This is a genomic window from Paenarthrobacter sp. NPDC089307, from assembly GCF_040685055.1.
GTDB lineage: Bacteria > Actinomycetota > Actinomycetes > Actinomycetales > Micrococcaceae > Arthrobacter.
The window spans coordinates 134,367-157,542 of record NZ_JBFBHE010000002.1 but is presented as its reverse complement, the minus strand read 5'-3'; the positions used below and the strand labels follow the sequence as shown (position 1 = coordinate 157,542).

General features: G+C 62.6%; 23 protein-coding genes and 1 tRNA gene. 14 read left to right on the top strand and 10 right to left on the bottom strand.

Annotated features, from left to right (window positions below; translation table 11 throughout):
• Nucleotides 1-8: 8 nt before the first annotated feature.
• From AB0N72_RS04715 to AB0N72_RS04705, 3 genes are all read right to left on the bottom strand, one after another.
• Complete coding sequence (locus AB0N72_RS04715; protein ID WP_363929806.1) at nt 9-2,507, bottom strand: DUF2156 domain-containing protein; 2,499 nt, start codon at nt 2,505-2,507, stop codon at nt 9-11.
• A gap of 121 nt (nt 2,508-2,628) precedes the next feature.
• Nucleotides 2,629-2,808, bottom strand: a complete 180-nt coding sequence (locus tag AB0N72_RS04710; protein WP_363929805.1) for a glycine zipper domain-containing protein — start codon at nt 2,806-2,808, stop codon at nt 2,629-2,631.
• A gap of 39 nt (nt 2,809-2,847) precedes the next feature.
• Nucleotides 2,848-4,077: a multidrug effflux MFS transporter gene (locus AB0N72_RS04705; protein ID WP_363929804.1), complete on the bottom strand. Its 1,230-nt coding sequence runs from the start codon at nt 4,075-4,077 to the stop codon at nt 2,848-2,850.
• A gap of 172 nt (nt 4,078-4,249) precedes the next feature.
• Here AB0N72_RS04705 and AB0N72_RS04700 point away from each other — a divergent pair, with 172 nt between their 5' ends.
• The 6 genes from AB0N72_RS04700 to AB0N72_RS04675 all read left to right on the top strand — a co-directional run bounded on the left by AB0N72_RS04700 (nt 4,250) and on the right by AB0N72_RS04675 (nt 9,569).
• Complete coding sequence (locus AB0N72_RS04700) at nt 4,250-5,098, top strand: phage holin family protein (protein ID WP_363929803.1); 849 nt, start codon at nt 4,250-4,252, stop codon at nt 5,096-5,098.
• Nucleotides 5,099-5,143: 45 nt separating this feature from the next.
• Nucleotides 5,144-5,767, top strand: a complete 624-nt coding sequence (locus AB0N72_RS04695; RefSeq protein WP_363929802.1) for a CDP-alcohol phosphatidyltransferase family protein — start codon at nt 5,144-5,146, stop codon at nt 5,765-5,767.
• On the top strand, nt 5,767-6,672 hold the full coding sequence (locus tag AB0N72_RS04690; protein WP_363929801.1) for a DMT family transporter: 906 nt from the start codon (nt 5,767-5,769) through the stop codon (nt 6,670-6,672). Before AB0N72_RS04695 ends, AB0N72_RS04690 begins: the two co-directional genes overlap by 1 nt.
• A 108-nt stretch (nt 6,673-6,780) precedes the next feature.
• Entirely contained in the window at nt 6,781-7,977 is a 1,197-nt protein-coding gene (locus tag AB0N72_RS04685) for a glycosyltransferase (protein WP_363929800.1), read from the top strand.
• Nucleotides 7,978-8,060: 83 nt separating this feature from the next.
• Nucleotides 8,061-8,134 (top strand) — tRNA-Ile (locus AB0N72_RS04680).
• Nucleotides 8,135-8,378: 244 nt separating this feature from the next.
• Entirely contained in the window at nt 8,379-9,569 is a 1,191-nt protein-coding gene (locus AB0N72_RS04675; RefSeq protein WP_363929799.1) for an acyl-CoA dehydrogenase family protein, read from the top strand.
• Here the strand turns inward: AB0N72_RS04675 and AB0N72_RS04670 are convergent.
• Nucleotides 9,566-10,066, bottom strand: coding sequence for a M23 family metallopeptidase (locus tag AB0N72_RS04670; protein WP_363929798.1), 501 nt, complete (start codon nt 10,064-10,066; stop codon nt 9,566-9,568). The genes AB0N72_RS04675 and AB0N72_RS04670 overlap by 4 nt on opposite strands.
• Before the next feature lie 408 nt (nt 10,067-10,474).
• On the opposite strand from AB0N72_RS04670, the gene rpsB reads away from it, so the two are divergent.
• The 6 genes from rpsB (at nt 10,475) to AB0N72_RS04640 (ending at nt 15,357) form a co-directional block, all read left to right on the top strand.
• Entirely contained in the window at nt 10,475-11,341 is an 867-nt protein-coding gene (rpsB, locus tag AB0N72_RS04665) for a 30S ribosomal protein S2 (RefSeq protein ID WP_363929797.1), read from the top strand.
• Between the two features lie 121 nt (nt 11,342-11,462).
• Entirely contained in the window at nt 11,463-12,299 is an 837-nt protein-coding gene (tsf, locus tag AB0N72_RS04660; RefSeq protein ID WP_363929796.1) for a translation elongation factor Ts, read from the top strand.
• Nucleotides 12,300-12,420: 121 nt separating this feature from the next.
• A complete protein-coding gene (gene pyrH / locus AB0N72_RS04655; RefSeq protein WP_363929795.1) occupies nt 12,421-13,158 on the top strand; it encodes a UMP kinase in 738 nt (245 codons plus the stop codon).
• Nucleotides 13,159-13,259: 101 nt separating this feature from the next.
• On the top strand, nt 13,260-13,817 hold the full coding sequence (gene frr, locus AB0N72_RS04650; protein ID WP_018777486.1) for a ribosome recycling factor: 558 nt from the start codon (nt 13,260-13,262) through the stop codon (nt 13,815-13,817).
• Nucleotides 13,817-14,752, top strand: coding sequence for a phosphatidate cytidylyltransferase (locus AB0N72_RS04645; RefSeq protein ID WP_363929794.1), 936 nt, complete (start codon nt 13,817-13,819; stop codon nt 14,750-14,752). Before frr ends, AB0N72_RS04645 begins: the two co-directional genes overlap by 1 nt.
• Nucleotides 14,753-14,772: 20 nt before the next feature.
• Nucleotides 14,773-15,357 (top strand): DivIVA domain-containing protein, encoded by a 585-nt coding sequence (locus tag AB0N72_RS04640; protein ID WP_363929793.1) that lies wholly within the window; start codon nt 14,773-14,775, stop codon nt 15,355-15,357.
• A 12-nt stretch (nt 15,358-15,369) separates the two neighbouring features.
• On the opposite strand, the gene AB0N72_RS04635 is transcribed toward AB0N72_RS04640, so the two are convergent.
• Genes AB0N72_RS04635 through AB0N72_RS04615 form a run of 5 tightly spaced genes read right to left on the bottom strand, consistent with a single transcriptional unit; the run spans nt 15,370 to nt 19,858 of the window.
• Complete coding sequence (locus AB0N72_RS04635) at nt 15,370-16,062, bottom strand: hypothetical protein (RefSeq protein ID WP_363929792.1); 693 nt, start codon at nt 16,060-16,062, stop codon at nt 15,370-15,372.
• A gap of 42 nt (nt 16,063-16,104) precedes the next feature.
• Nucleotides 16,105-17,571, bottom strand: coding sequence for a cation acetate symporter (locus AB0N72_RS04630; protein ID WP_363929791.1), 1,467 nt, complete (start codon nt 17,569-17,571; stop codon nt 16,105-16,107).
• Complete coding sequence (locus AB0N72_RS04625) at nt 17,568-17,930, bottom strand: hypothetical protein (protein ID WP_363929790.1); 363 nt, start codon at nt 17,928-17,930, stop codon at nt 17,568-17,570. The genes AB0N72_RS04630 and AB0N72_RS04625 overlap by 4 nt, the downstream gene beginning before the upstream one ends.
• Complete coding sequence (locus AB0N72_RS04620) at nt 17,927-18,646, bottom strand: LytTR family DNA-binding domain-containing protein (RefSeq protein WP_363929789.1); 720 nt, start codon at nt 18,644-18,646, stop codon at nt 17,927-17,929. The genes AB0N72_RS04625 and AB0N72_RS04620 overlap by 4 nt, the downstream gene beginning before the upstream one ends.
• 21 nt (nt 18,647-18,667) lie before the next feature.
• On the bottom strand, nt 18,668-19,858 hold the full coding sequence (locus AB0N72_RS04615; protein WP_363929788.1) for a histidine kinase: 1,191 nt from the start codon (nt 19,856-19,858) through the stop codon (nt 18,668-18,670).
• A gap of 206 nt (nt 19,859-20,064) precedes the next feature.
• Between AB0N72_RS04615 and AB0N72_RS04610 the strand changes: the two genes are divergently transcribed.
• Together AB0N72_RS04610 and AB0N72_RS04605 are read left to right on the top strand one after the other, a co-directional pair.
• Nucleotides 20,065-20,445 (top strand): DUF485 domain-containing protein, encoded by a 381-nt coding sequence (locus AB0N72_RS04610; protein WP_363929787.1) that lies wholly within the window; start codon nt 20,065-20,067, stop codon nt 20,443-20,445.
• Nucleotides 20,442-22,061, top strand: coding sequence for a sodium/solute symporter (locus AB0N72_RS04605; RefSeq protein WP_363929786.1), 1,620 nt, complete (start codon nt 20,442-20,444; stop codon nt 22,059-22,061). Before AB0N72_RS04610 ends, AB0N72_RS04605 begins: the two co-directional genes overlap by 4 nt.
• Before the next feature lie 61 nt (nt 22,062-22,122).
• Here the strand turns inward: AB0N72_RS04605 and AB0N72_RS04600 are convergent, their stop codons facing one another.
• A complete protein-coding gene (locus tag AB0N72_RS04600; RefSeq protein WP_363929785.1) occupies nt 22,123-23,142 on the bottom strand; it encodes a PHP domain-containing protein in 1,020 nt (339 codons plus the stop codon).
• Nucleotides 23,143-23,176 lie beyond the last annotated feature (34 nt).

The following is a 23,176-nucleotide window of genomic DNA, read 5'->3' as shown; positions in this document are numbered from 1 at the left end:
TTCACGGTTCATGAGGCAGGCTCCCGGGCCACCATCTGCCGCAGCAAGGCGGCGCTTTGCGTGGGGGACAGGCCCGGCAGGTAGGCAGAACCCACCGCCAGCCCGATGGAAGGCAATGCCAGGGGATCCTGGTAGTACATGTACAGGGTCCGGTGCTCAGGCTGGAACCGTGATTTGAAGGCGGCCAGTGATTTGAAGCCGTACATGGGTTCCAGGGCATTTCCGAGCAGCGCCAGGACGCGGTCCAGGGAGCTTCGGTCGCCGTCGGCATTTGCCGCCCCTGCGTTGGCAAGCGGGGAGCCGGAAAGGGATATCCGCGGAACTTGTTCCTTGAAGTGCGTCACTGCGGAGGCGATGAGGAACTCCATGACGCCTTTGAAGCCCGTGGTCCGGCGCCTCATGAAGTCCAGGGTCCAAGCGGAGACCGAACCGTTGCTGAAAACGGGAAGCCAGCTTGTCACGCCGTGGACCAACCCGTCGTCGTCCACTGCCACGCAGCACAGGACTTCGGGGTCCTTCAATTCATTCAGGCCGCCCAAGGTGAACCCCATTTCGGGAAGTGCTTTGTCCGCCACCCACTCCTCCGAGATCTCGGCGAGCTGTGCCCTGATCCCCGGCGGCATGGATCCATAGTGGTACCAGTGATCCTTGATGGAGAGCTTCTCTGCGCGGTTCAGCGCGGTGCGGACGTTTTGCCACTCCTTGCCCTTGAAGGTCATGGCCTGGACGTTGAGCAGCGTTTCCTCGGCGACTTCGAGTTTCCGGAATCCCTGCGCGAGCAGCGGAACGTCCAAGGAGGAATCCGCCGAATAGAAGCAGGGGACAAGCCCCAGGGCCGAACAGTGGGCCACGAAACCGAACGCGGCCTCGTCATGCTGCACTGCAGCACCGTATGGGCCGGCCACCGTCAGGGCTACGCCGTTATGGACCTGGTAGGCAACACCGGCCTTCCTGTCGGGGGTGAACCAGTACTGGTTGTTGTCCCACAGGGCCATCCACGACAAAGTGCCGCCTCCAAGGTGCAGCAGCTCGCGCGTGTGCCCGAGGTCGGCTTCAGGATCGGTGGCGATCATCCTGAAACGGCGGAAGTTCTTCAGGACCAACACCAGGATGACCAGCCAGATGATGTCTCCGCCCAGTCCGTACAGCACCGTGCTTAACAGCCCTTGTGGCAGGGCGACTACGAACGGAACGGGGAAGGGCACCAGGATGTGCGTCAGCTGGCCGGCAAGGTCCCACAGGGTCGATTGGCCCGCATTGCCCTCCAGGAACCAAAAGGCCACGTAGAGAGCCACTGCGGTCACTGCCAGAACCAGGGCGGTTCGGCCAAGGGCGCGGTAACCGGCGTCGCTGGACTCCACCCTGAACCTGTGCCGGTTGGCCAGGAGCAGTGCCACGATGATGATCGGCGCCAGGAGCGCGGGGACCACGTACAGCAACAGGTAGCCGAAGTCGTCATCGCCCATGGTGACTTCGGGGTCGGTGACGTACTGGACAATCGCCAGGACCGTTACCGCTGCCAGATAGACCTGGATGATCAGGGTCAGCCGGTAGGCAAGGCGGCGTCCGCGGCGCAGGCCTTCGGCGCAGACCAGCAGCAGGAGGACAGGAATCATCGTCAGAATGGCCGCACCAAAGCTGCGGACACCCACGATGTTCTGCAGGGCCACGCAGTTCGCCTCGTTTTTGCAGGCCTCCTGGACCTCATCAACGTCCGGGCTGGCTTGGAGCATCACCTCGGAGACCACCGAGAGCGGGCCGACTTCCCAGGTGCCCGTGAGCTGGGTGAGCAGGGGCCCCAGAGCGAAAACGCCCACCACCGTCCCCACCAGGAAGCGCGTTTCACGAAGACTGGAGGAGTGGAAGGAGCCTCCGCTCTTGTGGAGCACAACAGACTGTGCGGCCCAACCGGCAACGATGCCAATGACCGCGCCGGCAAGCGCCTGCAAGGTCTGGGCCACCCCAACGAACAGTGCGAACATCAGCGCAGCGGCAAGCAACCACGTTCGCAGGCGCCGACGCCATAGCGGGTCAAGTGCCGCCGTCGAACATCCCAGGGCGGCCGCAGCGCCGCCATAAGCGCCCACCGCATATTCGCCGCCAAGGAAGCTCAGCCATTGGTCGCTGTTGTCGGTGCCGAAAGCAACAAGCGCCACCAGTACCAGGGCGCTGAGTGCTGAGCCCGCCAGGAAGGCGAGCAGGGCCAGCCACGGGCCCATGACCCGTTCGGCGATGCCCACTCCGACCAGGATCGCTGCGGTGCAGGCAACATAGTCCAGGAGCGAGGAAGCGAAAAACGTGGACGTGAAGACGGACCACCACGGTCCCGGTTCCACCGCCAGGCCGAGGCCCACTTGGTCGAGCAGGGCTTCGGCGGGGCCGTTGAGGACGCTGCCTGTTGCCACTCCGACAGCCCAAAGGACCACCACCAGGGCCAGTGTGAGCGGCAGGTTCCGCACGGTCGCCAGGCTGCGTGTGGCGCCTCGAAATCCGACGACCGTGCTCATGTGATGTCCCCTTCACCGGTTGGCGCCGGTTACACCGGCTGGCCACCATTCTGCCCTGCGGCAGGGCGTTACGGGAGGGTTTGGATCGTACGACGCCGGAGCGGGGCCCGAGCGGGCCTGCTCAGTCGCGGTTCCACGGCCCGGGGTTGACGCGGTACAACACCGCTGCCCCGATGACAGCACCGATCATGGCGCCGAAAAGCGCACTGCCTGCGGCGCGGCCGATCAGGGCGCCTGCCGCCGCGCCGAGCATCGCGCCGAGAAAGAGGCCCCTGCCGTTGCGGTGCGGTTTCCTGTTCATGCTGACAGCCTACGGCCGGTTGGATGAATGGGTGGCACGCTAGTGGATCGATGGCACGGTCCGTGGCCGCACGACCAGCCAGAGGGCCGTCATCGAGCCTGCGATGCAGACCGCCATCACTGCGCCCATCGGAACGGCGGAATTGACCCCGAGCCACCCCACCACCGGTGGGACGATGCCGGCCATCATGAACTGCGATGCACCAAGGAGGGACGCAGCCGTCCCTGCCTGCGCGCCGTGGTTTGCAAGTGACAAAACCTGGACGCACGGGAACATGAAGCCTGTGGCGCAAATGTAGAACCACAACGGAACCAGGGTTCCCCACAGCCCCACATGGAACAGGTCCAGCACGATGATCACAACGGACATGCACAACATGAACAGCGTTGCCCCTGCCACGATCCATTGCGGAGCTACACGCCTGATCAAGCGCGAACTGATCTGGACCCCGGCAACAATGCCCAGGGAATTGATGCCGAACAGGATGCCGTACTCCTGCGGCGAGAAGCCGTAGACCTTTTGGAAGAGGAAAGTGGAGGCGGAGAGATAGGCGAAAAGGCCACCGAAATTCAGGCTTCCCACCAGGACCATGCCGACGAAAATCCGGTCCGTGAGGACCTTCTTGTACCGCTGCCCGACTGTCACCGTGGACTTGCCGCGCTGATCGGCTGGAAGGGTCTCCCGGATGAAGAAAATGGAGGCGATGATGACCAGCAGGCCGTAGCTGGCCAGGAAGTAGAAGATGCCGGGCCAGGGGAACGCAAGGAGCAATTGCGAGCCGATCACCGGGGCCAGGATGGGAGCGAGCCCGTTGACCAGGGACATCCGGGAAAACATGCGGACCATGGAGTAGCCGTGGAACAGGTCCCGGACCATTGCCATGGCCACCACGCCACCGCCGGCAGCGCCAATTCCCATGAGCACCCTGAACAATGAGAGCATCCCGATGTCGGTAGCCAGTGCGGCGCCCAGCGAAGAGCCGATGTGGACGGCTGTAGCCAGGATGAGCGGCAGCCGACGGCCTACCTTGTCACTGAACGGCCCCACCACCAATTGGCCGACCCCGAAACCGACAGTCGTTCCAGTCAAGGTGAGCTGGATTGCGGCTTCCGAGACCTTGAAACTCGACTCCAGGGCGGGGAAAGCCGGGAGGTACAGGTCGATGGTGAATGGTCCCAGTGCCGTCAAGGCGCCCAGGAGGAGAATGTAGACAAGTTTTTCGCGTCGGCTCAGGGAATCGCCCGGGGCAATGGGAGGGGTCACGATCATCTATCCTATGGCCCAGATCATATTTATTGGTGGCATGACGGGCGCGCCGCAGCGTGGCCCCGAAAGTTCCGCAGGAACCTGAATGATAGCTTTGAGGACAGGTGTCCGCGGTGATCGTTTTTGCGCTGCGTTCGCCCGACACGATGCCCAGAGGAAGCAGTTAGGCGGAACCATGAGTGGACGTCACACCGGCCGGACCAGCCAAGGACCAGCCATTCGTACTTTGCCGAAGACCCTCAAGCTCGTAGCACGCTTGGCCCCACGGCAAATCAATGACGAGATCGCCCTTGCCAAGGTTGAACTCAAACGCAAGGCAACACAGCTCGGCGTGGCCGGCGCCTTCTTCGGCGTTGCCCTCGTTTTCCTCGCGCTGCTGGTGATCGCCTTGGTGGTGGCAGCAATTCTCGGATTGGCAACGATCATGCCAGGTTGGCTTGCAGCCCTGGTCGTTTCGGCGTTTTTCCTGGTGATTGTCGCCATTGCATCGCTGATCGGCATTGCCAAGTTCAAGAAGGCCATGCCGCTTGTCCCTGAGGACACCATCCGGGGCATCAAGCATGATCTTGGCATTGCCAAGGAGGGCTCGGCTTTCGACGAGTCGATCCTTGATCCCAATTCCCCGGCTGCCAAGGCCGCCAAGGCCGAGAAGGAAGCAGCAGCGGAGAAGGCAAAGGCTGAAAAGGCCGCCAAGGATGCTGCCAAGGAAGCCGATGCCGTCAAGGCGCCCACCGAAGCCGAGCTTCGCTCCCGCCTGAGGAAGCGTCGCGAGCACCTCACTGGGGTTCGAGACGAACTTGGCGAGCAACTGGACGTCAAGAAGCAGGGCCAGGCGCTGCTGGCCAGTGCCGGCAGCAAGTTCCAGGAGGGCAAGGAATTTGCGTCGGCAAAGTTTGCCGACCTCGGCGATTCCGTACCCGAGAGCCTCACTGAGCGGATGGCTGCCCGCTGGAAGGACCTCGCAGCGTTCGCCACCGCTGCGGTCGTCTTCGTCGTTGCACTGCGGAAGCTGCTGAAGAAGTAGCAACTGCCTGCGGCGCTGGATACTGAGGACGAGGAAGGGGGACACATGAGGCTGATTGGTGCTGGATCGCACCCTGACCGCCCACAGGTCGACCACGACCTCATTTTCACCGTCCCCAATGTCCTCACGGTCCTGCGCTTCATGGGCGTGCCCCTGTTCGTGTGGCTTGTGTTGTCGGAACAGGAGTACGGCTTCGCGGTCCTTGTCCTGGTCATCATGGGCAGCACGGACTGGGTGGATGGCTACATCGCAAGGCGGTTCAACCAGACCTCCAAGCTGGGCAGGATCCTGGATCCGATGGCTGACCGGGCCGCCCTCCTGGCAGTAGCGTTCACCTTGGCGATTGCCGGCGTCGTGCAGTGGTGGTACCTGGCCGCCTTGCTGGTGCCGGACGCCATCCTGGCCATTGCATCATTGATCTATTTCCGCAGCCATCCTGATCTGCCCGTGAGCATTATCGGGAAGATCCGTACTGGCCTGCTGCTGCTCGGAACGCCCCTCCTGGTCCTGTCCAAACTGCCCATTCCCCTCACCGAGGTGTATTTCGTGGCAGCATGGACTTTCCTGGGCTTGGGCCTGGTGGGCCACTGGATCGCGGCCTACAACTACTACTGGGCCATCCTGCGTAAAGGAAAAGAATTGAAAACCGACGACGGCGGACGCGGCTGATGGTCTGGCTGGCAGTTTTCCTCGCGGTGCTTGGTGCTTTCTTCCTCGCCATCGGTGCCCAGCGGCAGGGCAGCGCAGTGAAAGCTGACACGGGCGGGCTCGCGCTGAGCTCAAACGGTTTTTTGCGGTTGCTGCGCAATCCGCGCTGGATGCTCGGACTCTTGTTCCTTGCCCTGGGAATGGTGATGAATGCCATCGCCCTGGTGTCCGCGCCGCTGACGGTGGTGCAACCGATCGGCGCCATCGCGCTGGTCATCACCACAGTGGTCAATGCCAAGGACCAAGGGTTGAGCATCAACCGGGCAACCGTCGTTGCCATCAGCGCCTGTGTCACCGGTTCCGCGCTGTTTGTGTTGCTGGCCGTCTTCGTCACCCAGGAAAACCACCACGTCAGCGGGGACGACGAACTGACGATCGTCCTGCTCCTGGCTTTGGCGGTGGGTATCTTCGGGACCTTGGCTGTCTTGTTCAAGCACCGCATGAACGCCTTCATCTACATTCTTGGCGCCGGTGTGCTGTTTGGTTTTGTCGCAGTACTCACGCGCATCATCGGCAAGCACCTGCTCGATCCCAACGGCCTGTTCCTGCTCAACGTGCAGTGGTACACGCTGATTGCGATCGTGGCCGCAGGAGGACTCGGTTCGTGGTTCGTGCAGAGCGCCTATTCGAGCGGTCCGCCGGATCTTGTGATCGCCGGCCTGACCGTGATTGACCCCATGGTGGGAATCGCCATTGGCATTGTGATCCTTGGTGAGCTTCGTCCCGATGTCCACGCCGTCATGGCGATAGCCATGGCAGCGGCCGCTACGCTTGCTATCGTGGGGGTTATTGCCCTGAGCCGGCACCATCCGGAAGTCACCAAGCGCAAGAAGGACGCGAAGGCGACTGCCAGCCGGAAGGCCTAGGGCAGATCTTTACCTCGCGCCACCGCTTTTTGCCGGCGGCCACCCGGCGACACCGCAGTATTGCCACAAGCAACGCTGTCCGCACCGTGACCATCAGGAGTTCTCCACGTGACCATTCCCGACACCAACAAGCCCCTCACCATCCTGATTGCCGCGGACACCTACCCGCCGCACGTCAACGGAGCTGCCCAGTTCGGCTACCGCCTGGCCAAGGGGATGACGGCGCGCGGACACAATGTCCACGTGTTGGCCTGCCGTCCGGACTCGGGCAAGAGCTACACGGAGTTCCGCGATGAAGCCACCGTTCACCGGCTGCGCTCCCACGGCGTCTTCACCCACGAGTACTTCCGCATCTGCTTTCCGTGGGAAATCAAGAAGGAAATCAGCCTGCTGTTCGACAAAGTGCAGCCTGACGTCGTGCATATCCAGAGCCACTACATGATCGGTGAGCACGTCCTGTACGAGGCCGTGAAGCGCGGCATCAGGATCATCGCCACCAACCACTTCATGCCCGAAAACCTGAACCCGTTCCTTCCATTCCCGCAGTGGTTCAAGGACATCGTTGGCCGCATCTCCTGGAAGGACATGGGCAAGGTCATGGGGCAGGCCGACGTCGTCACCACCCCCACGCCGCTGGCGGCCAAGGCGATGCACCAGCACGCTTTCCTTCGCAAAGTCCTGCCGCTGTCCAACGGCATCGATTCATCGGCCTACGAACTGCACCCCGGTGAAGTCATTGAACCGCACAGCAACCCCACGGTCCTTTTCGTGGGCCGCCTTGCCGAAGAGAAGCACATCAATGTGCTGATCGACGCCGTGGCGAAAACGCCCCGGGACTTGAACGTCCACCTGGAAATTGTTGGCGGCGGAGAAGTGCGCCCGGCGTTGGAAGCCCAAGTCGCCAGGCTTGGCCTGGGGGACCGTGTGAAGTTCCTTGGGCTCGCCAGCGACGAAGACCTGCGCGAGGCCTACATCAAGGCCGATATCTTCTGCATGCCAGGCACCGCCGAACTCCAGTCACTGGTGACGCTGGAAGCCATGTCTGCGTCCACCCCCGTGCTGCTGGCCGACGCCATGGCCCTTCCGCACCTGGTTCGTGACGGCGAAAACGGGTACCTCTTCACGCCCAACAACAGCTCGGAGCTCGCAGCAAAAATCACCAAACTGGTGCAACTTCCCAAGGACGAACTCGAAGCCATGGGAAAGATGAGCCGCGAGATGGTTGAGCCGCACAGCATCAATGGCACACTCCAGACCTTCGAGGACCTTTACCGGGGTGCCTCCTACGAGGACATGGTGGTGTGACCGAAGCACTGCTCTTTAGCTATTAGTATTGCTAGAGTGCTTTGCCCGGGACGGCTGCTTGAGAGCAGTTGTCCGGGCATCTCGGGGCTATAGCTCAGCTGGTTAGAGCGCGGGACTCATAATCCTAAGGTCCTCGGTTCAAGTCCGAGTAGCCCTACATTCCACGCAGGAGCCGTGGCCGACGATCATTTCGTCGGCCACGGCTTTTTGTGTTTCAGGGCCCGTTTGGAAAACGCGAAACCCTCTCCAGCCATTGCGGGGTGGGGCGGGACTGCGGTAAGTTACTGAGCAGTAACTTATTACCCGCCGGTAACTTGGCTGCCCTGCTGACTCAAGGGTTGCAGCGCAGTCCTTCCGGGACCTTGATGTGGTCACAGGTGACCACCCTTGAAGGAGCGAACATGTCCAACACTGCATTCGACGCCAGCAACCTTCCCTACGCCGACGGCGACTTCTACGCGTTTGAGCAGATGCTGACCGGCAAAGAGCAGGATCGACTGGCCGAAGTCCGGGAGTTCCTCGCCCGTGAGGTCAAGCCGATCGCGGTGGACTGCTGGAACCGCGGCGAGTTTCCCATGGACCTCATTCCCAAGCTCGGCGAGCTGGACCTCGTCAGTCCGGTGCGGCGCCAGGGGTACTCAAACCTGTTCGCGGGCATGCTCCACGCCGAGGTGACCCGCGCGGACGCCTCCATCGCCACGTTCATGGGTGTCCACGACGGCCTCTTTACGGGCTCCATTGAGGCCCTCGCCTCCCAGGAGCAAAAGGACGCGTGGCTGCCCGAGATCTACTCCCTGAAGAAGATCGGCGCTTTTGGGTTGACCGAACCCTTGGGTGGATCCGATGTGGCCGGCGGAACCCGCACCACGGCCCGGCGTGACGGTGACACGTGGATCCTCAACGGCGCCAAGCGCTGGATCGGCAACGCCACTTTCTCGGACTGGGTGGTCATCTACGCCAAGGACGTGGCCGACAACCAGGTCAAGGCGTTCCTGGTGGACACCACGTTGCCCGGCTACTCCGCCAGCAAGATCGAGAACAAGATTTCCCTCCGCACTGTTCAGAACGCGGACATCACCCTGGACAACGTAGTGGTGCCTGACTTCTTCAAGCTGGCCAACGGCAACAGCTTCAGGGACACCAACAAGGTCCTCAAGGTGACGCGCCTGGCTGTCGCCTGGCAGGCGGTCGGGCTTCAGATGGCCGCCTTTGATGTCGCCCGCAGCTACGCTGTGGAGCGCCAGCAGTTCGGACGGCCGCTGGCCGCATTCCAGCTCGTGCAGAACCAGCTGGTCCAGATCCTGGGGAACACTGTCGCTTCGATGGGCATGATGGTGCGGCTGGCCCAGCTCGAGGATGCCGGCGTCGCCAAGGACGAGCAGTCAGCTTTGGCGAAGGCCTTCACGACGGCCCGGATGCGCGAGAGCGTTGCCCTGGGGCGAAGCATCCTGGGCGGCAATGGCATCGTGACGGACTATGGCATGGCCAAGATCTTCTCCGATGCAGAGGCGATCTACTCCTACGAGGGCACGCACGAGATCAACACCCTGGTGACCGGCCGCGCCATCACGGGCGTTTCTGCGATCGTCTAGCTTCCCTCCAGCGGCAGCAGCACCGAGGGCCGCAGGTCGGCAACGAACCCCAGTGGATTGACGTACTCCTCGCCGCGTCGCACACCCCAGTGCAGGCAAGTAGTACTCCCGCAGTCGCCCGGCTGCACAGCGCCGACGACTTGTCCCTTGACCACATGGTCACCCTGCTTGAGGTCGGTGGTGACGGGTTCAAAACTGCTTTTGAGTCCGTCACCCTGATCGATGGTCAGGACAGGGCGGTCAACCACGACGCCGGCAAAGCTCACCACGCCATCGGACGGCGCGGTGACCTGCCCGCCGTCGGGCGTGGGACCCAGGTCAACGCCGCGATGTCCGCTCAACCACGGTTTATCCGGAGGGTCGAACGTCCGCAGGACGCCCGGTTTGGGGGAGAGCGGCCAACTCCAGGGCGCCAGGGGAGCGGGCGTGGCGCCAACCGCCCCGGACAGAACGGTGAGCGCAATAATCGAGGACGTGGAGAGCTTCAGGAAGGACATGGGTCCAGCCTTCCGTTAGCGTGCTCCGAGGGCCATCCCGGAAAGTCCGTATGTGGACAAGTTGCAGGGAGGGCGCGGTCGGCCGGCCGGGATCGCTGTAGTACACTTGGTGGAGCAGTTTGCTGTGCCCTCAAGCTTGTTCAGGAACATGTCTCATTCAGATATGTGGGGGTCCCAGGCTGACTACGCGTATCCAGCCCTCCATCAGCGAAGCCCATGGCTTCAGGCTGCGGAGGATTGTGCCTCTTGCGGTCCGGTGGAGCCTTTGGTCCCATGCCGGATGAGAAGCGCAATGGATGCCAGGAGCCGCGCCCGTCCGGGCAAAGGCTAAACAACCGTCAACTATTGGCAGGGTAAGAGCAGCCCCATGGGCTCTCTCATGAATGACCTGCCGGAAGGAGCGTCGGCATGCCCGTCGTAACCATGCGCCAGCTGCTTGACAGCGGCGTCCACTTTGGACACCAGACCCGTCGTTGGAACCCGAAGATGAAGCGCTTCATCTTCACGGAGCGCAACGGCATCTACATCATTGACCTCCAGCAGTCGCTGTCCTACATCGACCGCGCCTACGAGTTCGTCAAGGCTACTGTCGCCCACGGCGGCACCGTGCTGTTCGTCGGCACCAAGAAGCAGGCTCAGGAAGCAATTGCCGAGCAGGCTACCCGTGTTGGCCAGCCGTACGTCAACCAGCGTTGGTTGGGCGGTATGCTCACCAACTTCCAGACCGTCGCCAAGCGTATCCAGCGCATGAAGGAACTCGAAGAGATCAACTTCGACGACGTCGCCGGCTCCGCTTACACCAAGAAGGAGCTCCTGCTCCTCAAGCGCGAACTCACCAAGCTTGAGTCCAACCTCGGCGGTATCCGCAACCTGACCAAGGCTCCCTCGGTCCTCTGGGTTGTTGACACCAAGAAGGAACACCTTGCTGTTGACGAAGCCAAGAAGCTGAACATCCCGGTTGTTGCCATCCTGGACACCAACTGCGACCCCGACGAAGTTGACTTCCCGATCCCGGGTAACGACGACGCCATCCGCTCCGTCAACCTGCTTACCCGCGTTGTTGCCGACGCCGTAGCTGAGGGCCTCATCGCCCGCAACCAGCGCGCAACGGGCACCACCGAAGCTCCGGAAGAGCCCCTGGCCGAGTGGGAGCGCGAGCTCCTCGAAGGCAGCAAGGCTGAAGAAGCAGCAGCTGAGGCCCCGGCCGCAGAAGCTCCGGCAGCCGAGGCTCCCGTCGCTACTGAAGCTGCAGCAGGCGAAGCCGAAGCCAAGTAAATCTGGACCTTTCCCGGCACCGGAAACGGCGTTGGGGACAACTGACAGGATGGCGGCTCACACGGTGGGCTGCCGTCCTTCAGTTACGTAAACACATAAATTTCTAGACAGAGGGGTTCCCATGGCGAACTACACTGCTGCTGACATCAAGGCCCTGCGCGAGCGCACCGGCGCCGGCATGATGGACGTCAAGAAGGCTCTTGACGAAGCCAACGGTGACGCTGAGAAGGCCATCGAGATCATCCGCATCAAGGGCCTGAAGGGCGCTACCAAGCGTGAAGGCCGTTCCACCGCTGAAGGCCTGGTTGCTGCCAAGGTCAACGGTGGCGTTGGCGTAATGATCGAAGTCAACTGCGAGACCGACTTCGTTGCCAAGGCTGACAAGTTCATCCAGCTGGCTGACAAGGTCCTCAACGTTGCAGTCGAGTCCGGCGCTGCCGACCTCGAGACCCTGCTGGCCACCGAGGTAGACGGCAAGCCGTTGTCCGAGGTTGTCGTCGAAGAGGGCGCTGTCCTGGGCGAAAAGGTTGTTGTCCGTCGCATTTCCCGCGTTGAGGGCACCACGGTTGACGCTTACCTGCACAAGACGTCCAAGGACCTTCCGGCCCAGGTTGGCGTTCTGTTCGCTGTTGACGGTGAAGGCGAAGCCGCTGCCACCGCCGCACACGACATTGCTGTCCACGTTGCCGCAATGGCTCCGAACTACCTGACCCGCGAAGACGTCCCGGCCGAACTGGTCGAGTCCGAGCGCCGCATCGCCGAAGAGACGGCCAAGGCTGAAGGCAAGCCGGAAGCTGCTCTTTCGAAGATCGTCGAAGGCCGCGTTACCGGCTTCTACAAGGGCGAAGTTCTGCTTGACCAGGCATTCGCCAAGGATTCCAAGAAGACTGTTGCACAGGTCCTCGAAGAAGCCGGCGTCAAGGCAACCGCAGTAACCCGTTTCCGCGTCGGAAACTAGTAATTCATGAAAAGGGGTGGTCACTTCGGTGGCCGCCCCTTTTTCATGCACGCGTCCGGGTAGTACCTGCGCGGACCCACAGCACGATAATCTAGCCAGAGTCCACCAACGGGAAGGCACCATGGAAACCGTCAACACTGCAATCCAGCCCGAGAAGACCCGCCGACGTGTACTTCTGAAACTTTCCGGTGAGGTCATCGGCGGAGGCAAGCTCGGCGTCGATCCCGAAACCGTCCGGGCCATCGCCAAGCAGATCGCAGCCGGCGTCGCAGACGTGGAAGTAGCGATCGTTGTTGGCGGGGGCAACTTCTTCCGTGGCGCCGAACTGTCCCAGAGCGGCATGGACCGCTCCCGCGCCGACTACATGGGCATGCTGGGCACTGTGATGAACTGCCTGGCGCTGCAGGACTTCCTGGAGCAGGCCGGAGTGGAAACCCGCGTCCAGAGTGCCATCACCATGGGCCAGGTAGCCGAGGCCTACATTCCGCGCCGCGCCATCCGCCACATGGAAAAGGGCCGGGTGGTCATTTTCGGCGCCGGCGCAGGTCTCCCGTACTTCTCCACCGACACGGTTGCTGCCCAGCGTGCGCTGGAAGTTCACGCCGACGTCGTCCTGATGGCCAAGAGCGGTGTGGACGGCGTCTACACGGCCGACCCCAAGAAGGACCCCACGGCCGAAAAGCTTGATGTCCTCAGCTACGACGACGCCCTGCGCCGCGACATCCGCGTGATGGACCAGACCGCCATGACCATGTGCAAGGACAATGACCTCTCCATGGTGGTGTTCGGTATGGAGGGCGAAGGCAATGTAACCCGGGCCATCCTCGGCGAAACGCTGGGAACCCTGGTAACTCCCTAGCAAGGGCTAGGATATTTCTAGGACCGTCCGCCCTTGGTGGCGGATCTTTACTGTGCATTGCCGCCTGCAGTTGGGCAGCAACTATTTCTGAGGAGAAACCCGTGATCGAAGAGACCTTACTCGAAGCCGGCGAGAAGATGGACAAAGCCGTCGAAGTAGCCAAGGACGATTTCGCCACGATCCGTACGGGCCGGGCCAACCCCGGGCTCTACAACAAGGTCATCGTCGAGTACTACGGAACGCCCACCCCGCTCCAGCAGCTGGCGTCGTTCGGTGTACCCGATGCGCGTACCATCCTGATCACCCCTTACGACAAGACCGCCCTGCGCGACATCGAAAAGGCCCTGAGCGACTCTGAAGTTGGAGCCAACCCCTCCAACGACGGCAATGTCATCCGTGTCACCATTCCGGAGCTCACCAAGGAGCGCCGCAAGGAATACGTGAAGATCGTCAAGGGCAAGGGTGAGGACGCCAAGGTTTCCATCCGCAGCATCCGCCGCAAGGCAAAGGACACCCTGGACAAGCTCGTCAAGGACGGCGAAGCCGGTGAAGACGAGGGTTCGCGCGCCGAGAAGGAGCTCGATGCCCTGACCAAGCAGCACGTCGACAGCATTGACGAGCTGCTCAAGCGCAAGGAAGCCGAGCTGCTCGAGGTCTGATGAGCCAGGCTGAGCCGGCGCCCGCTGAACGGGTCCCGACACGCGACACTCACAAGCGCGCCCGGCGCGAGCGGGCGAACCCCACACCCAAGGCCGGCCGTAACCTGCCGGCGGCGATCGGCGTCGGCCTTGCCATGCTGTTGGCTGTTTTGGGAGGGCTGCTGTTCCTCCCGCTGGGATTCGTCCTGCTCACCACGGCCTTCGCGGTCCTGGGTGTCTGGGAGGTTTTCCGCGCCCTCGAAGCCCAAGGCACCAGGATGCCGATTGTTCCAGTGATGGTCGGCAGCCTGGTGATGCCGGTTTCGGCCTACTTCGGCGGGCTGGAAGGCCTGCTCTTCACCATGACGGCCAGCTCCGTGGCGGTGCTTCTCTGGCGTTCCATTGAGAGCGCAGCAGGAGCGCCGCGCAGTGTCTTCGCCGGTGTTTTCACGCTGGCATGGATACCGTTCCTGATCAGCTTTGCTGCGCTTCCGCTCCATGCCACTGGCGGAGCCACGCCCGTGGGATTCTGGCCACACGGAATCCCGGACGGCGCGTGGCAGATCGCTTCCATGCTGCTGTTGGTGGTGTCGAATGATACTTTCGGCTACATCGTGGGAGCTTCGTTCGGCAAGCATCCGATGGCACCCAAGATCAGTCCCAAAAAGTCCTGGGAGGGCTTCGCAGGGTCCGTGGGTGGTGCCATGGTGATTGGCGTCCTGGCATGCATCTTTTTGCTTGACAGGCCGTGGTGGGTGGGCCTCATCCTGGCTGTTGGAATGGTTGCCGCTGCAACGGCAGGAGACCTTGCCGAATCCATGGTCAAGAGGGAACTTGGCGTCAAGGACATGAGCAGTATCCTGCCTGGCCATGGTGGTGTGATGGACCGTCTGGACTCCATCGTGTTCGCGGCCCCTGTGGCTTATGTTTTGTTCGCGCTGCTGAGCGGCGTTTGACAACCGATGAAGGAAAAATAGTGGCCTTGGATATTCGACGCCAGATCCCCGCAACGTTCGATCGCGTGGAACGCAGCAAGTACGGCTATAACGCCAAGCAGGTTGACGAGTTCCTGCAGCGCGCAAGGACGTCGTTTGAGAACCCTGTCGGCACTGCGGACCAGGTTGCCAGCGTGGATGTCCGGGAGGTGGCTTTCGACCCCGTTAAGGGCGGCTACGACGCTCACAGCGTGGACGCGGCACTGGACCGCCTTGAGGACGCGTTCGCCCGCCGGGAGCGCGATGACCTCATCAGCCAACAGGGCGAAGAGGCCTGGTTGCGACAGATCGGGAAACTCTCCGGAATCCTGCGCGGCAGGCTGCACAGGCCTGACGGGGAACGTTTCCGCCGCCCTGCCCGCAAGCGCGCCCGCAGCTACAACGTCCAGGACGTGGATGCCCTGTGCGTTGAACTGATCGGCTACCTGGAAAACGATCAGCCGCTGAGCGTCGACACCGTTCGACGCGCCGTGTTCCGTGCCGCCAAAGGCGACGAGGGCTACGAAGAAGCGCAAGTGGATGCTTTCCTTGCCCGCGTCGTTGAGCTCATGGCGGCCATCGACTGACAGTCACCTGGTTTAAGGGGTGGGGGAGATCGGCAGGTTGTTCTTCCATACGTCCAGGTAGCGGCGTCTTCCGCGGACCAAGGATGTGGCAAAGAACGCCAGCGCGGAAACCACAGCCATGCTTAGGGCCAAGGGCGCTGGGACTGCAAAAGTCAACAGCGCCGACCCCACCAGCAGGGCGATCAAGGCCGCATTGACGGTGCCCATGAACACCATGCTGCTTCCGGCTACCTGGTTGAAGTCCTTTCGGCCTCCCAGGAAGTAATACGTCCTCTTCGCGCCTTCCTCATCATCGGTGTAGCCCGCCATCAGATAGGGGGCGATCCCTGGATCCAGGTCCACATAAGCCGCCCTCAGCCGGTTCATGGCGATGACATACATCAGGTCTTCCATGCCAACGCTCATGACGCGGATATGGGTGAGCAGGCCAACGACGAGGTCGATACTAAGAATGGTCAGCGCAAAGGCCCGGAAGGCATCCGAAAACTGGGTTGCGTTGCCCACCAAGGCCACACTGAGCAGGCTGGCTGAGGTAAACGTCAGGAACATGCTGATCCGGGTGAGGACTTCACCTTGGGTGGTGCTCCGCGAAGCGAGCAGGCTCCAGTGTTCGGTGGCCAGCAATTGGGCCCGGACGCCCGGTGCGGCCTCGGCGGGACTGGCCGTGGACGGCTTTGGTATTGCCGCGTTCGGTTCCTCGGACATGGCGACATTGTCCTCCCGGGCCATGGCGCGAACAACTGCTTGCTACCGTTCGGTGGCTACCGGCCGTTCCGGTACATGCAACCGGGACATCACGCGGTTAACCGACGCCGGCACCCGGTTCCGCGTCGCCATGGAGGCGACCACTGTCACGGCGAACGCTGCAGGCACGCTCCAGGCCGCCGGTTGGGCCAGCCATGCGGGGGCATTCCCTGCGCCTGCCAGCGTGCCCACCACCATGGCACCGCCACACAGCACGGCGCCGGTGACCATCCCTGCGATCGCGCCAAAATCCGTCAGGCCCCGCCACCAGATACCCAGCAACAGCACAGGGCAGATAGTGGAAGCGGTGAAGGCGAAGACCAATCCCACGCTCCCGGCCAGGGCGAGTGAGTCTGTCATGAAGGCAAAACCCAGAGGGACGACGGCGGCCATCACCGCAGCGAGGCGGAACCCCCTGACGCTTCCCCCGAAAAGGTCCTGGCTGATGACGCCGGACAGTGACACCACCAGCCCGGAGGTGGTGGACAGGAAGGCAGCGAAGGCTCCGGCGACGACGAGCGCGGACAACATGTCCCCTCCCATCCCGCCGACCAGCTTCCCTGGAAGCAACAGGACCAGCGCATCGGCCTGGCCGGAGTGGGCGAGCTCGGGTGCGAACATCCGGCCCACGGCCCCGGAGAGGGTAGGGAAGAGGTAGAAGACGGAGAGCAGCCCCAGCACGATCAGCGTGGTTCGTCGGGCAGACTTTCCATCCGGGTTGGTGTAGAACCTCACCAGGACGTGCGGCAGGCCCAGCGTTCCGAACAGCAAGGCCACCAAGAGGGAAATGTGCTGGTACGCACTTGCGGCGGGCTGGCTGGTGGGATTGACGGGCAGGGGCGCTTGCGGCGGTGTGCCGTTACCTCCGAGCACCAGCAGGATGAACACCACGGGCACCGCAAGGGCGGTCAGTTTCAGCCAATATTGGAAGGCTTGGACGAAGGTGATGGACCGCATGCCACCTGCCACCACCGTGAGGCACACAACTGCCACGACCGCCGTCGAGCCTACCCACGACGGCAAGCCGGTGGTGATGCGGATGGTGAGCGCTGCGCCGTGGAGTTGGGGAACAATATAGAGCCAGCCCACGGCCACCACTACCAGGCTGGTGACGCGGCGCACCAAGACGGAGTCCAGGCGTGCTTCGGTGAAATCCGGGATGGTGTAGGCGCCCGAACGCCGCAACGGCGCAGCTACGAAGAGCAACAGCATCAGATACCCCGCCGTGTAGCCGACAGGGAACCAGAGGGCATCGGTGCCGGAAAGCAGAATCAGCCCGGCTACTCCCAGGAAGCTCGCGGCGGAGAGGTACTCGCCGCCAATCGCGGACGCGTTCCACCACGGCGGGACCGTGCGTGAGGCAACATAGAAGTCGCTGGTGGTCCGTGAGACGCGAAGCCCGTAGAAGCCGATGACCGCCGTCGCAAGTGAAACGGCGAGGAAGGCGAACAAGCCGACGGCAGGGTTCACTTGTCCTCCACCAAGTCCCGGTAACGGGCCTCATTGCGTGCGGCTGCCCGGTTGTAAAGCCAGGCGCTCAAACCGATGACGGGGTAGATGCCCACACCCAGGGTCAGCCAATCCAGGGGAATGCCGAAGACGCGGGTCTCCGAGACTCCCGGGCCGTAGACGAGGATCGTCGCATACACGGCCAGGATGACCAGGAATCCGCACGCCACCACCAAGGCAAGGCGCAGTTGCGAACGGATCAGGGAGCGGACAAAAATCCGGCCGGCATCCGAGTCCTCGGCTGCCTCGTGGGAGTGCAGCACCCGGCCCGAGGCGGGTGCTGCCGACTGGCGGGGTGCGGTAACGCGGACCCGGGTCATGCCTGTGGCCGGATGCGGGTGGACTGCAGCTTGTCCCTGACGGAGGGCAGGTGCCGCCTGCTGATCGGCAGCTCGGCTCCCGAAACGGCAACGCTCGGGCCGGTGGTGGACAGCTTCAGGTGTTGGACGTGGTTCAGCGCGATCAGGTACGAACGGTGGATGCGAATGAACCCGGCATCGCCCCATTTTTGTTCAAGGTCGGCGAGCGGAACCCGGATGAGGTAGCTGGCCTCGGCAGTATGCAAGCGGGCGTAATCGCCTTGTGCCTGGACGTAAGTGACATCGTCCCGACGAATCATCCGGGTGGTGCTGCCAAGGTCGACGGTGATCATTTCCGGGGCGGGAGTGCCGTCCTTGATGAGCTCACTGATCCGGTCCACGGAGCGCGCCAGCCGTTCCGCCCGGAGCGGCTTGAGCAAGTAATCGACGGCGGCGAGGTCGAAGGCCTCCAGTGCGCAGTCCTCGTCCGCGGTGACGAAGACGACGGCGGGTGGGTTGCTGCTGCGGGAAATGGCGCGGGCGATGTCCAAGCCTGAAAGGGCCGGCATATGGATGTCCAGGAAAACGGCGTCCACGGACTCGGTTTCCAGCTTCCGCAGCGCCTCGGTCCCTGAGGATGCGCGGTGGATGGCGCCAATCCGCCCATCCCGTCCGAGGAGGAAAGCCAGTTCTTCCACGGCGGGTAGTTCGTCATCAGCGACGAGCACGTTGATCATGATTAAAGACTAACCGTCACCTCACGCGTCATGTCCGGGTTGGGACTTGGGAACACGCAGGGTGATCAGGGTGCCTTCGCCGGGAGCCGTGTCGATCACCAGCCCGTGCTCATCTCCGTAGACCTGCCGTAGCCGGGCGTCCACGTTGCGCAGCCCCACATGGTCTCCGTCGGTGTGCCCGGCGAGGACCGACCGCAGGTGCTCCGGATCCATGCCGACGCCGTCGTCCTCGATAGTGACTTCCGCGAACGCTCCGGAATCATTGGCACAAATGGTGATGTGACCCGGGCCCTCCTTCGCTTCCAAACCGTGCCGTACCGCGTTTTCCACCAACGGTTGAAGGCTGAGGAAAGGAATGACCGTGCTCAACACTTCCGGCGCGATCCGAAGACTGACCTGGACGCGCTCGCCGAAGCGTGCCCGCTCCAACAGCAGATAGCGGTCGATGCAGCGCAGTTCCTCCGCCACAGTGGTGAAGTCCCCGTGCCTGCGGAAGGAGTACCTGGTGAAGTCCGCGAATTCCACCACGAGTTCCCGCGCCCTGGCTGGGTCCGTGTTGATGAAGGAAGCAATGGCGTTCAAGGAGTTGTAGATGAAGTGGGGGCTGATCTGAGCCCGCAAGGCCCTTACCTCGGCTTCCATCAACAGGGTCCTTGAGGCTTCCAGCTCCGCCAGTTCCAGCTGGGCCGCGATCCAATCCGCTACCTCGCTGGTAGCCCGCACCAGCCCGGCCCCCGCTGCAGGCGCCAACGCGGCCACGGACCCGACAACCCGTGATCCGGCCCTGATTGGCGCGATCACAGCACTGAAATCGTGACTGGTGTCGGTGCCGTTGTGCCCAACGTGGGGCACTACGGCGGTTCGCCCTGTGGCAAGGACCTCGGCTGCGAGCCCCATCAGCGCTCCACGCAGCTCCTCCGCAGCGCCGTCCCACGCCAACACGGAGTCAGTGTCCGTCATGGCAAGGGCGTCGCAGCCCAGCAGGACGCGCAGCTGCCTGCTGGCTTTGGCCGCCCCTGCGGGCTGGAGGCCGCCGCGAAGATGCTGCCCCGCCCGCGATGCCGCGTGAAGGGTGTTGTAGGTGGCGCGTTCGGCATCCGTGCCAAGTTCCCGGAAGGAGCGGATCACCTTCAGGCCAACGCCCACGACGACGGCGACAGCCAGCACGATCACGGCGATGGCGGCTGCGGTGAAGAGCGGGGAGTCGGGCATAAGGCCAGCGTAGCCAATGCACCGGGATGTGGGTGAGCGTGGGGCTGCATGCCACGCACATCCACCGTTTGGCGCAGTGGCACAGCCGCTGGGCGACGGCCATGAGCGAATCTCTGGAAGGAAGCCAGGACCACATTCGATAGTGATTGCAGTCACATCAGCCGCGTGTGGGAGCTGGCGTGGACTCATCACAACCAGGAGGAACCATGGGTAATGAGGCCCAACCCCAGGACGCAACGGCGTCCGTGGACTTTCAGGAAGTCCAACAGACGGAACGGTTCAAAACGCTGCGCAAGCGGCACCGCAGCTTTGTCTTTCCCATGGCAGTCGTTTTTCTGCTGTGGTACTTCGCCTACGTCCTCTTAGCCGACTACGCCGTCGCCTTCATGTCCACAAAAGTGTGGGGCAATATCAACGTCGGCCTGATCCTTGGCTTGCTTCAGTTCGTCACTACTTTTGGAATCACGGCATGGTACGTGAGCTACTCCAACAAGAAGCTGGATCCCATCGCGGCAGAAATCCGCAACGGGATCGAGGGCCACCAATTCGATAAGGACGGCAACGTAATTCGCGGAGGAGCCAAATGACCGCCATCATGGTCCCGGCAGTCGAGGTTGCTGCCCTGAAGGACACCACACTCCTGAACATGGGCATCTTCGCCCTGTTCGTCGCCGTCACCATGGTGATCGTCTTCAGGGCCAGCCGGAACAACAAGACCGCAGCCGACTACTACGCGGCAGGACGCTCCTTTACGGGCTCCCAGAACGGTACCGCCATCGCCGGCGACTACCTTTCGGCGGCGTCGTTCCTGGGCATCACAGGCGCGATCGCCATCAACGGCTACGACGGGTTCCTGTATTCCATCGGCTTCCTGGTCGCTTGGCTGGTAGCCCTGCTCCTGGTGGCTGAACTGCTCCGTAACACCGGCAAGTTCACCATGGCAGACGTCCTTTCCTTCCGCTTGCGGCAACGTCCTGTACGTATTGCGGCAGCACTGTCCACCCTCGCAGTCTGCTTCTTCTACCTCCTCGCCCAAATGGCCGGCGCGGGAAGCCTGATATCGCTCCTGCTGGGCATCAGCGACTGGGGCGGACAAGCATTGGTGATCATCGTCGTCGGCGCCTTGATGATCATGTACGTGCTCATCGGCGGCATGAAGGGCACAACCTGGGTCCAGATCATCAAAGCCATCCTGCTGATCGCAGGTGCCGCGGTCATGACGGCCATGGTGCTCGCGATTTACGGTTTCAACCTCTCCAGCCTGCTGGGGTCCGCTGCGGAGGCAGCCAACAACCCCAACGTCCTCAATCCGGGACTGCAGTATGGCAAGACAGAAACGTCAAAGCTGGACTTCATGTCACTGGGCCTGGCGCTGGTCCTTGGAACAGCGGCCCTGCCCCACGTCCTCATGCGCTTCTACACCGTCCCAACGGCCAAGGAAGCCCGGAAATCCGTGGTGTGGGCGATCTGGCTGATCGGCCTGTTCTACCTGTTCACCCTGGTGCTGGGCTACGGTGCCGCAGCCTTGGTGGGTGCCGAAACCATCAAGTCCGCCCCCGGCGGCGTGAACTCTGCCGCTCCACTTCTGGCATTCCACCTTGGTGGCCCGTTGCTGCTGGGGTTCATCTCCGCGGTGGCATTCGCGACCATTTTGGCGGTGGTGGCCGGTTTGACCATCACTGCGGCGGCATCCTTCGCCCATGACATCTACGCGAACGTCATTTCCAAGGGCAAGGCGGACGCAACCACCGAAGTGAAGGTGGCCCGGCGGACCGTTGTGGTGATCGGAATCCTCGCCATCCTCGGCGGCATCTTCGCCAACGGCCAGAACGTGGCCTTCCTGGTGGCGCTGGCCTTCGCAGTTGCGGCATCAGCCAACCTGCCCACCATTGTCTACTCCCTCTTCTGGAAGAAGTTCACCACCCAAGGCGCGGTGTGGAGCATGTACGGGGGCCTGGCCGCGGCCATCCTGCTGATCACGTTCTCACCTGTGGTCTCCGGTGCCAAAACATCCATGATCCCCGGAGCCAACTTCGCCTTCTTCCCCCTGAGCAACCCGGGCATCGTCTCCATCCCGCTGGCGTTCTTCCTGGGCTGGCTCGGAACCGTGCTGGACAAGCGGCGCGAGGATCCGGCCAAGCAGGCCGAGATGGAAGTGCGCTCGCTGACCGGTATCGGTGCCGAGAAGGCGGTGAACCACTAAAGCCCAAAACAAAGAGGCTCTCCCGGAACTGCCAAGTACCGGGAGGGCCTTTTTGGCGCGGTTATTTCTTCAGGCTGAGCCACTCCTTGAGCTGGTCCAAAGGCCACGTAGTCACGATGCGCTCCGCGGGCACCCCCAAGGCCTCAGCGCGTTGGGCGCCGTACTGCAGGAAGTCGAGTTGGCCGGGGGCGTGAGCGTCGCTGTCAATGCTGAACAAGCAGCCGGTATCGAGGGCCAGCTTGATGAGGTCATCCGGCGGGTCCTGCCTTTCGGGCCGGGAGTTGATCTCGACGGCGACGCCCCACTCGGCGCACTCCTTGAAGACTTTGGGGGCGTCGAATTCGGACTGTGGACGGGTGCCACGGGATCCCTGGACCAGCCGGCCCGTGCAATGCCCCAGGACGTTGGTGTGGGGATCGCTGATTCCGCCCAGCATCCTCTCGGTCATGGTCTTTTTGTCGGCGCGGAGCTTGGAGTGAACGCTGGCCACCACGACATCAAGCTTGTCCAGCATGTCCCGGGTCTGGTCCAACGTGCCGTCCTCGAGGATGTCCACCTCGATGCCCTTGAGCAGTCGAAAACCGTCGTGGGTCGAATTGATCCCGTCCACAATGCCCAGCTGTTCTTCCAACCGCTCAACGCTGAGTCCGTTGGCGATGGTGAGGTTGGGGGAGTGGTCGGTCAAAGCAAGGTATTCCCGGCCCAGGGTTCGGGCCGCCGCCACCATGGCTTCAATGGGTGAGCCGCCGTCGGACCAATTGCTGTGGCTGTGGAGGTCGCCGCGCAATGCGGCCCGAAGGGTGTCGCCGCCGGAGGCCAGCGCTTCAGCTCCTTTGGCGCGGAGATCGGCCAGGTAGTCGGGCACACGGTCTTCCAGGGCCTGCGTGATGACCTCCGCACTCCGGTTACCGACGCCCTTAAGGCTGGTGATCCTTCCGCTGCCGACCAGTCGGGCGAGCTCCTCGGGCGGAAGTTTCCTGACGACGTCGGCCGCTTTGCGGAAGGCCTGGACTTTGAAGGTGGGGGCGAGGCTGCGTTCCAGCCAGAAGGCAATTTCATCCAGCGACTCGATGGGGTCCATGGATCCATGATCCACGAACCGGGCTGATCCACGA

Bases quoted from the DNA above. Each gene is read 5' to 3' on its own strand.
- AB0N72_RS04700 (WP_363929803.1), top strand. From the start codon at position 4,250: ATGAGTGGACGTCACACCGGCCGGACCAGCCAAGGACCAGCCATTCGT.
- AB0N72_RS04620 (WP_363929789.1), bottom strand. From the start codon at position 18,646: ATGATCAACGTGCTCGTCGCTGATGACGAACTACCCGCCGTGGAAGAA.
- AB0N72_RS04600 (WP_363929785.1), bottom strand. From the start codon at position 23,142: ATGGACCCCATCGAGTCGCTGGATGAAATTGCCTTCTGGCTGGAACGC.
- AB0N72_RS04695 (WP_363929802.1), top strand. From the start codon at position 5,144: ATGAGGCTGATTGGTGCTGGATCGCACCCTGACCGCCCACAGGTCGAC.
- AB0N72_RS04635 (WP_363929792.1), bottom strand. From the start codon at position 16,062: ATGTCCGAGGAACCGAACGCGGCAATACCAAAGCCGTCCACGGCCAGT.
- rpsB (WP_363929797.1), top strand. From the start codon at position 10,475: ATGCCCGTCGTAACCATGCGCCAGCTGCTTGACAGCGGCGTCCACTTT.
- AB0N72_RS04615 (WP_363929788.1), bottom strand. From the start codon at position 19,858: ATGCCCGACTCCCCGCTCTTCACCGCAGCCGCCATCGCCGTGATCGTG.
- AB0N72_RS04625 (WP_363929790.1), bottom strand. From the start codon at position 17,930: ATGACCCGGGTCCGCGTTACCGCACCCCGCCAGTCGGCAGCACCCGCC.
- AB0N72_RS04645 (WP_363929794.1), top strand. From the start codon at position 13,817: ATGAGCCAGGCTGAGCCGGCGCCCGCTGAACGGGTCCCGACACGCGAC.
- tsf (WP_363929796.1), top strand. From the start codon at position 11,463: ATGGCGAACTACACTGCTGCTGACATCAAGGCCCTGCGCGAGCGCACC.
- AB0N72_RS04715 (WP_363929806.1), bottom strand. From the start codon at position 2,507: ATGAGCACGGTCGTCGGATTTCGAGGCGCCACACGCAGCCTGGCGACC.
- AB0N72_RS04690 (WP_363929801.1), top strand. From the start codon at position 5,767: ATGGTCTGGCTGGCAGTTTTCCTCGCGGTGCTTGGTGCTTTCTTCCTC.
- AB0N72_RS04610 (WP_363929787.1), top strand. From the start codon at position 20,065: ATGGGTAATGAGGCCCAACCCCAGGACGCAACGGCGTCCGTGGACTTT.
- AB0N72_RS04705 (WP_363929804.1), bottom strand. From the start codon at position 4,077: ATGATCGTGACCCCTCCCATTGCCCCGGGCGATTCCCTGAGCCGACGC.
- AB0N72_RS04670 (WP_363929798.1), bottom strand. From the start codon at position 10,066: ATGTCCTTCCTGAAGCTCTCCACGTCCTCGATTATTGCGCTCACCGTT.
- AB0N72_RS04605 (WP_363929786.1), top strand. From the start codon at position 20,442: ATGACCGCCATCATGGTCCCGGCAGTCGAGGTTGCTGCCCTGAAGGAC.
- AB0N72_RS04675 (WP_363929799.1), top strand. From the start codon at position 8,379: ATGTCCAACACTGCATTCGACGCCAGCAACCTTCCCTACGCCGACGGC.
- pyrH (WP_363929795.1), top strand. From the start codon at position 12,421: ATGGAAACCGTCAACACTGCAATCCAGCCCGAGAAGACCCGCCGACGT.
- AB0N72_RS04710 (WP_363929805.1), bottom strand. From the start codon at position 2,808: ATGAACAGGAAACCGCACCGCAACGGCAGGGGCCTCTTTCTCGGCGCG.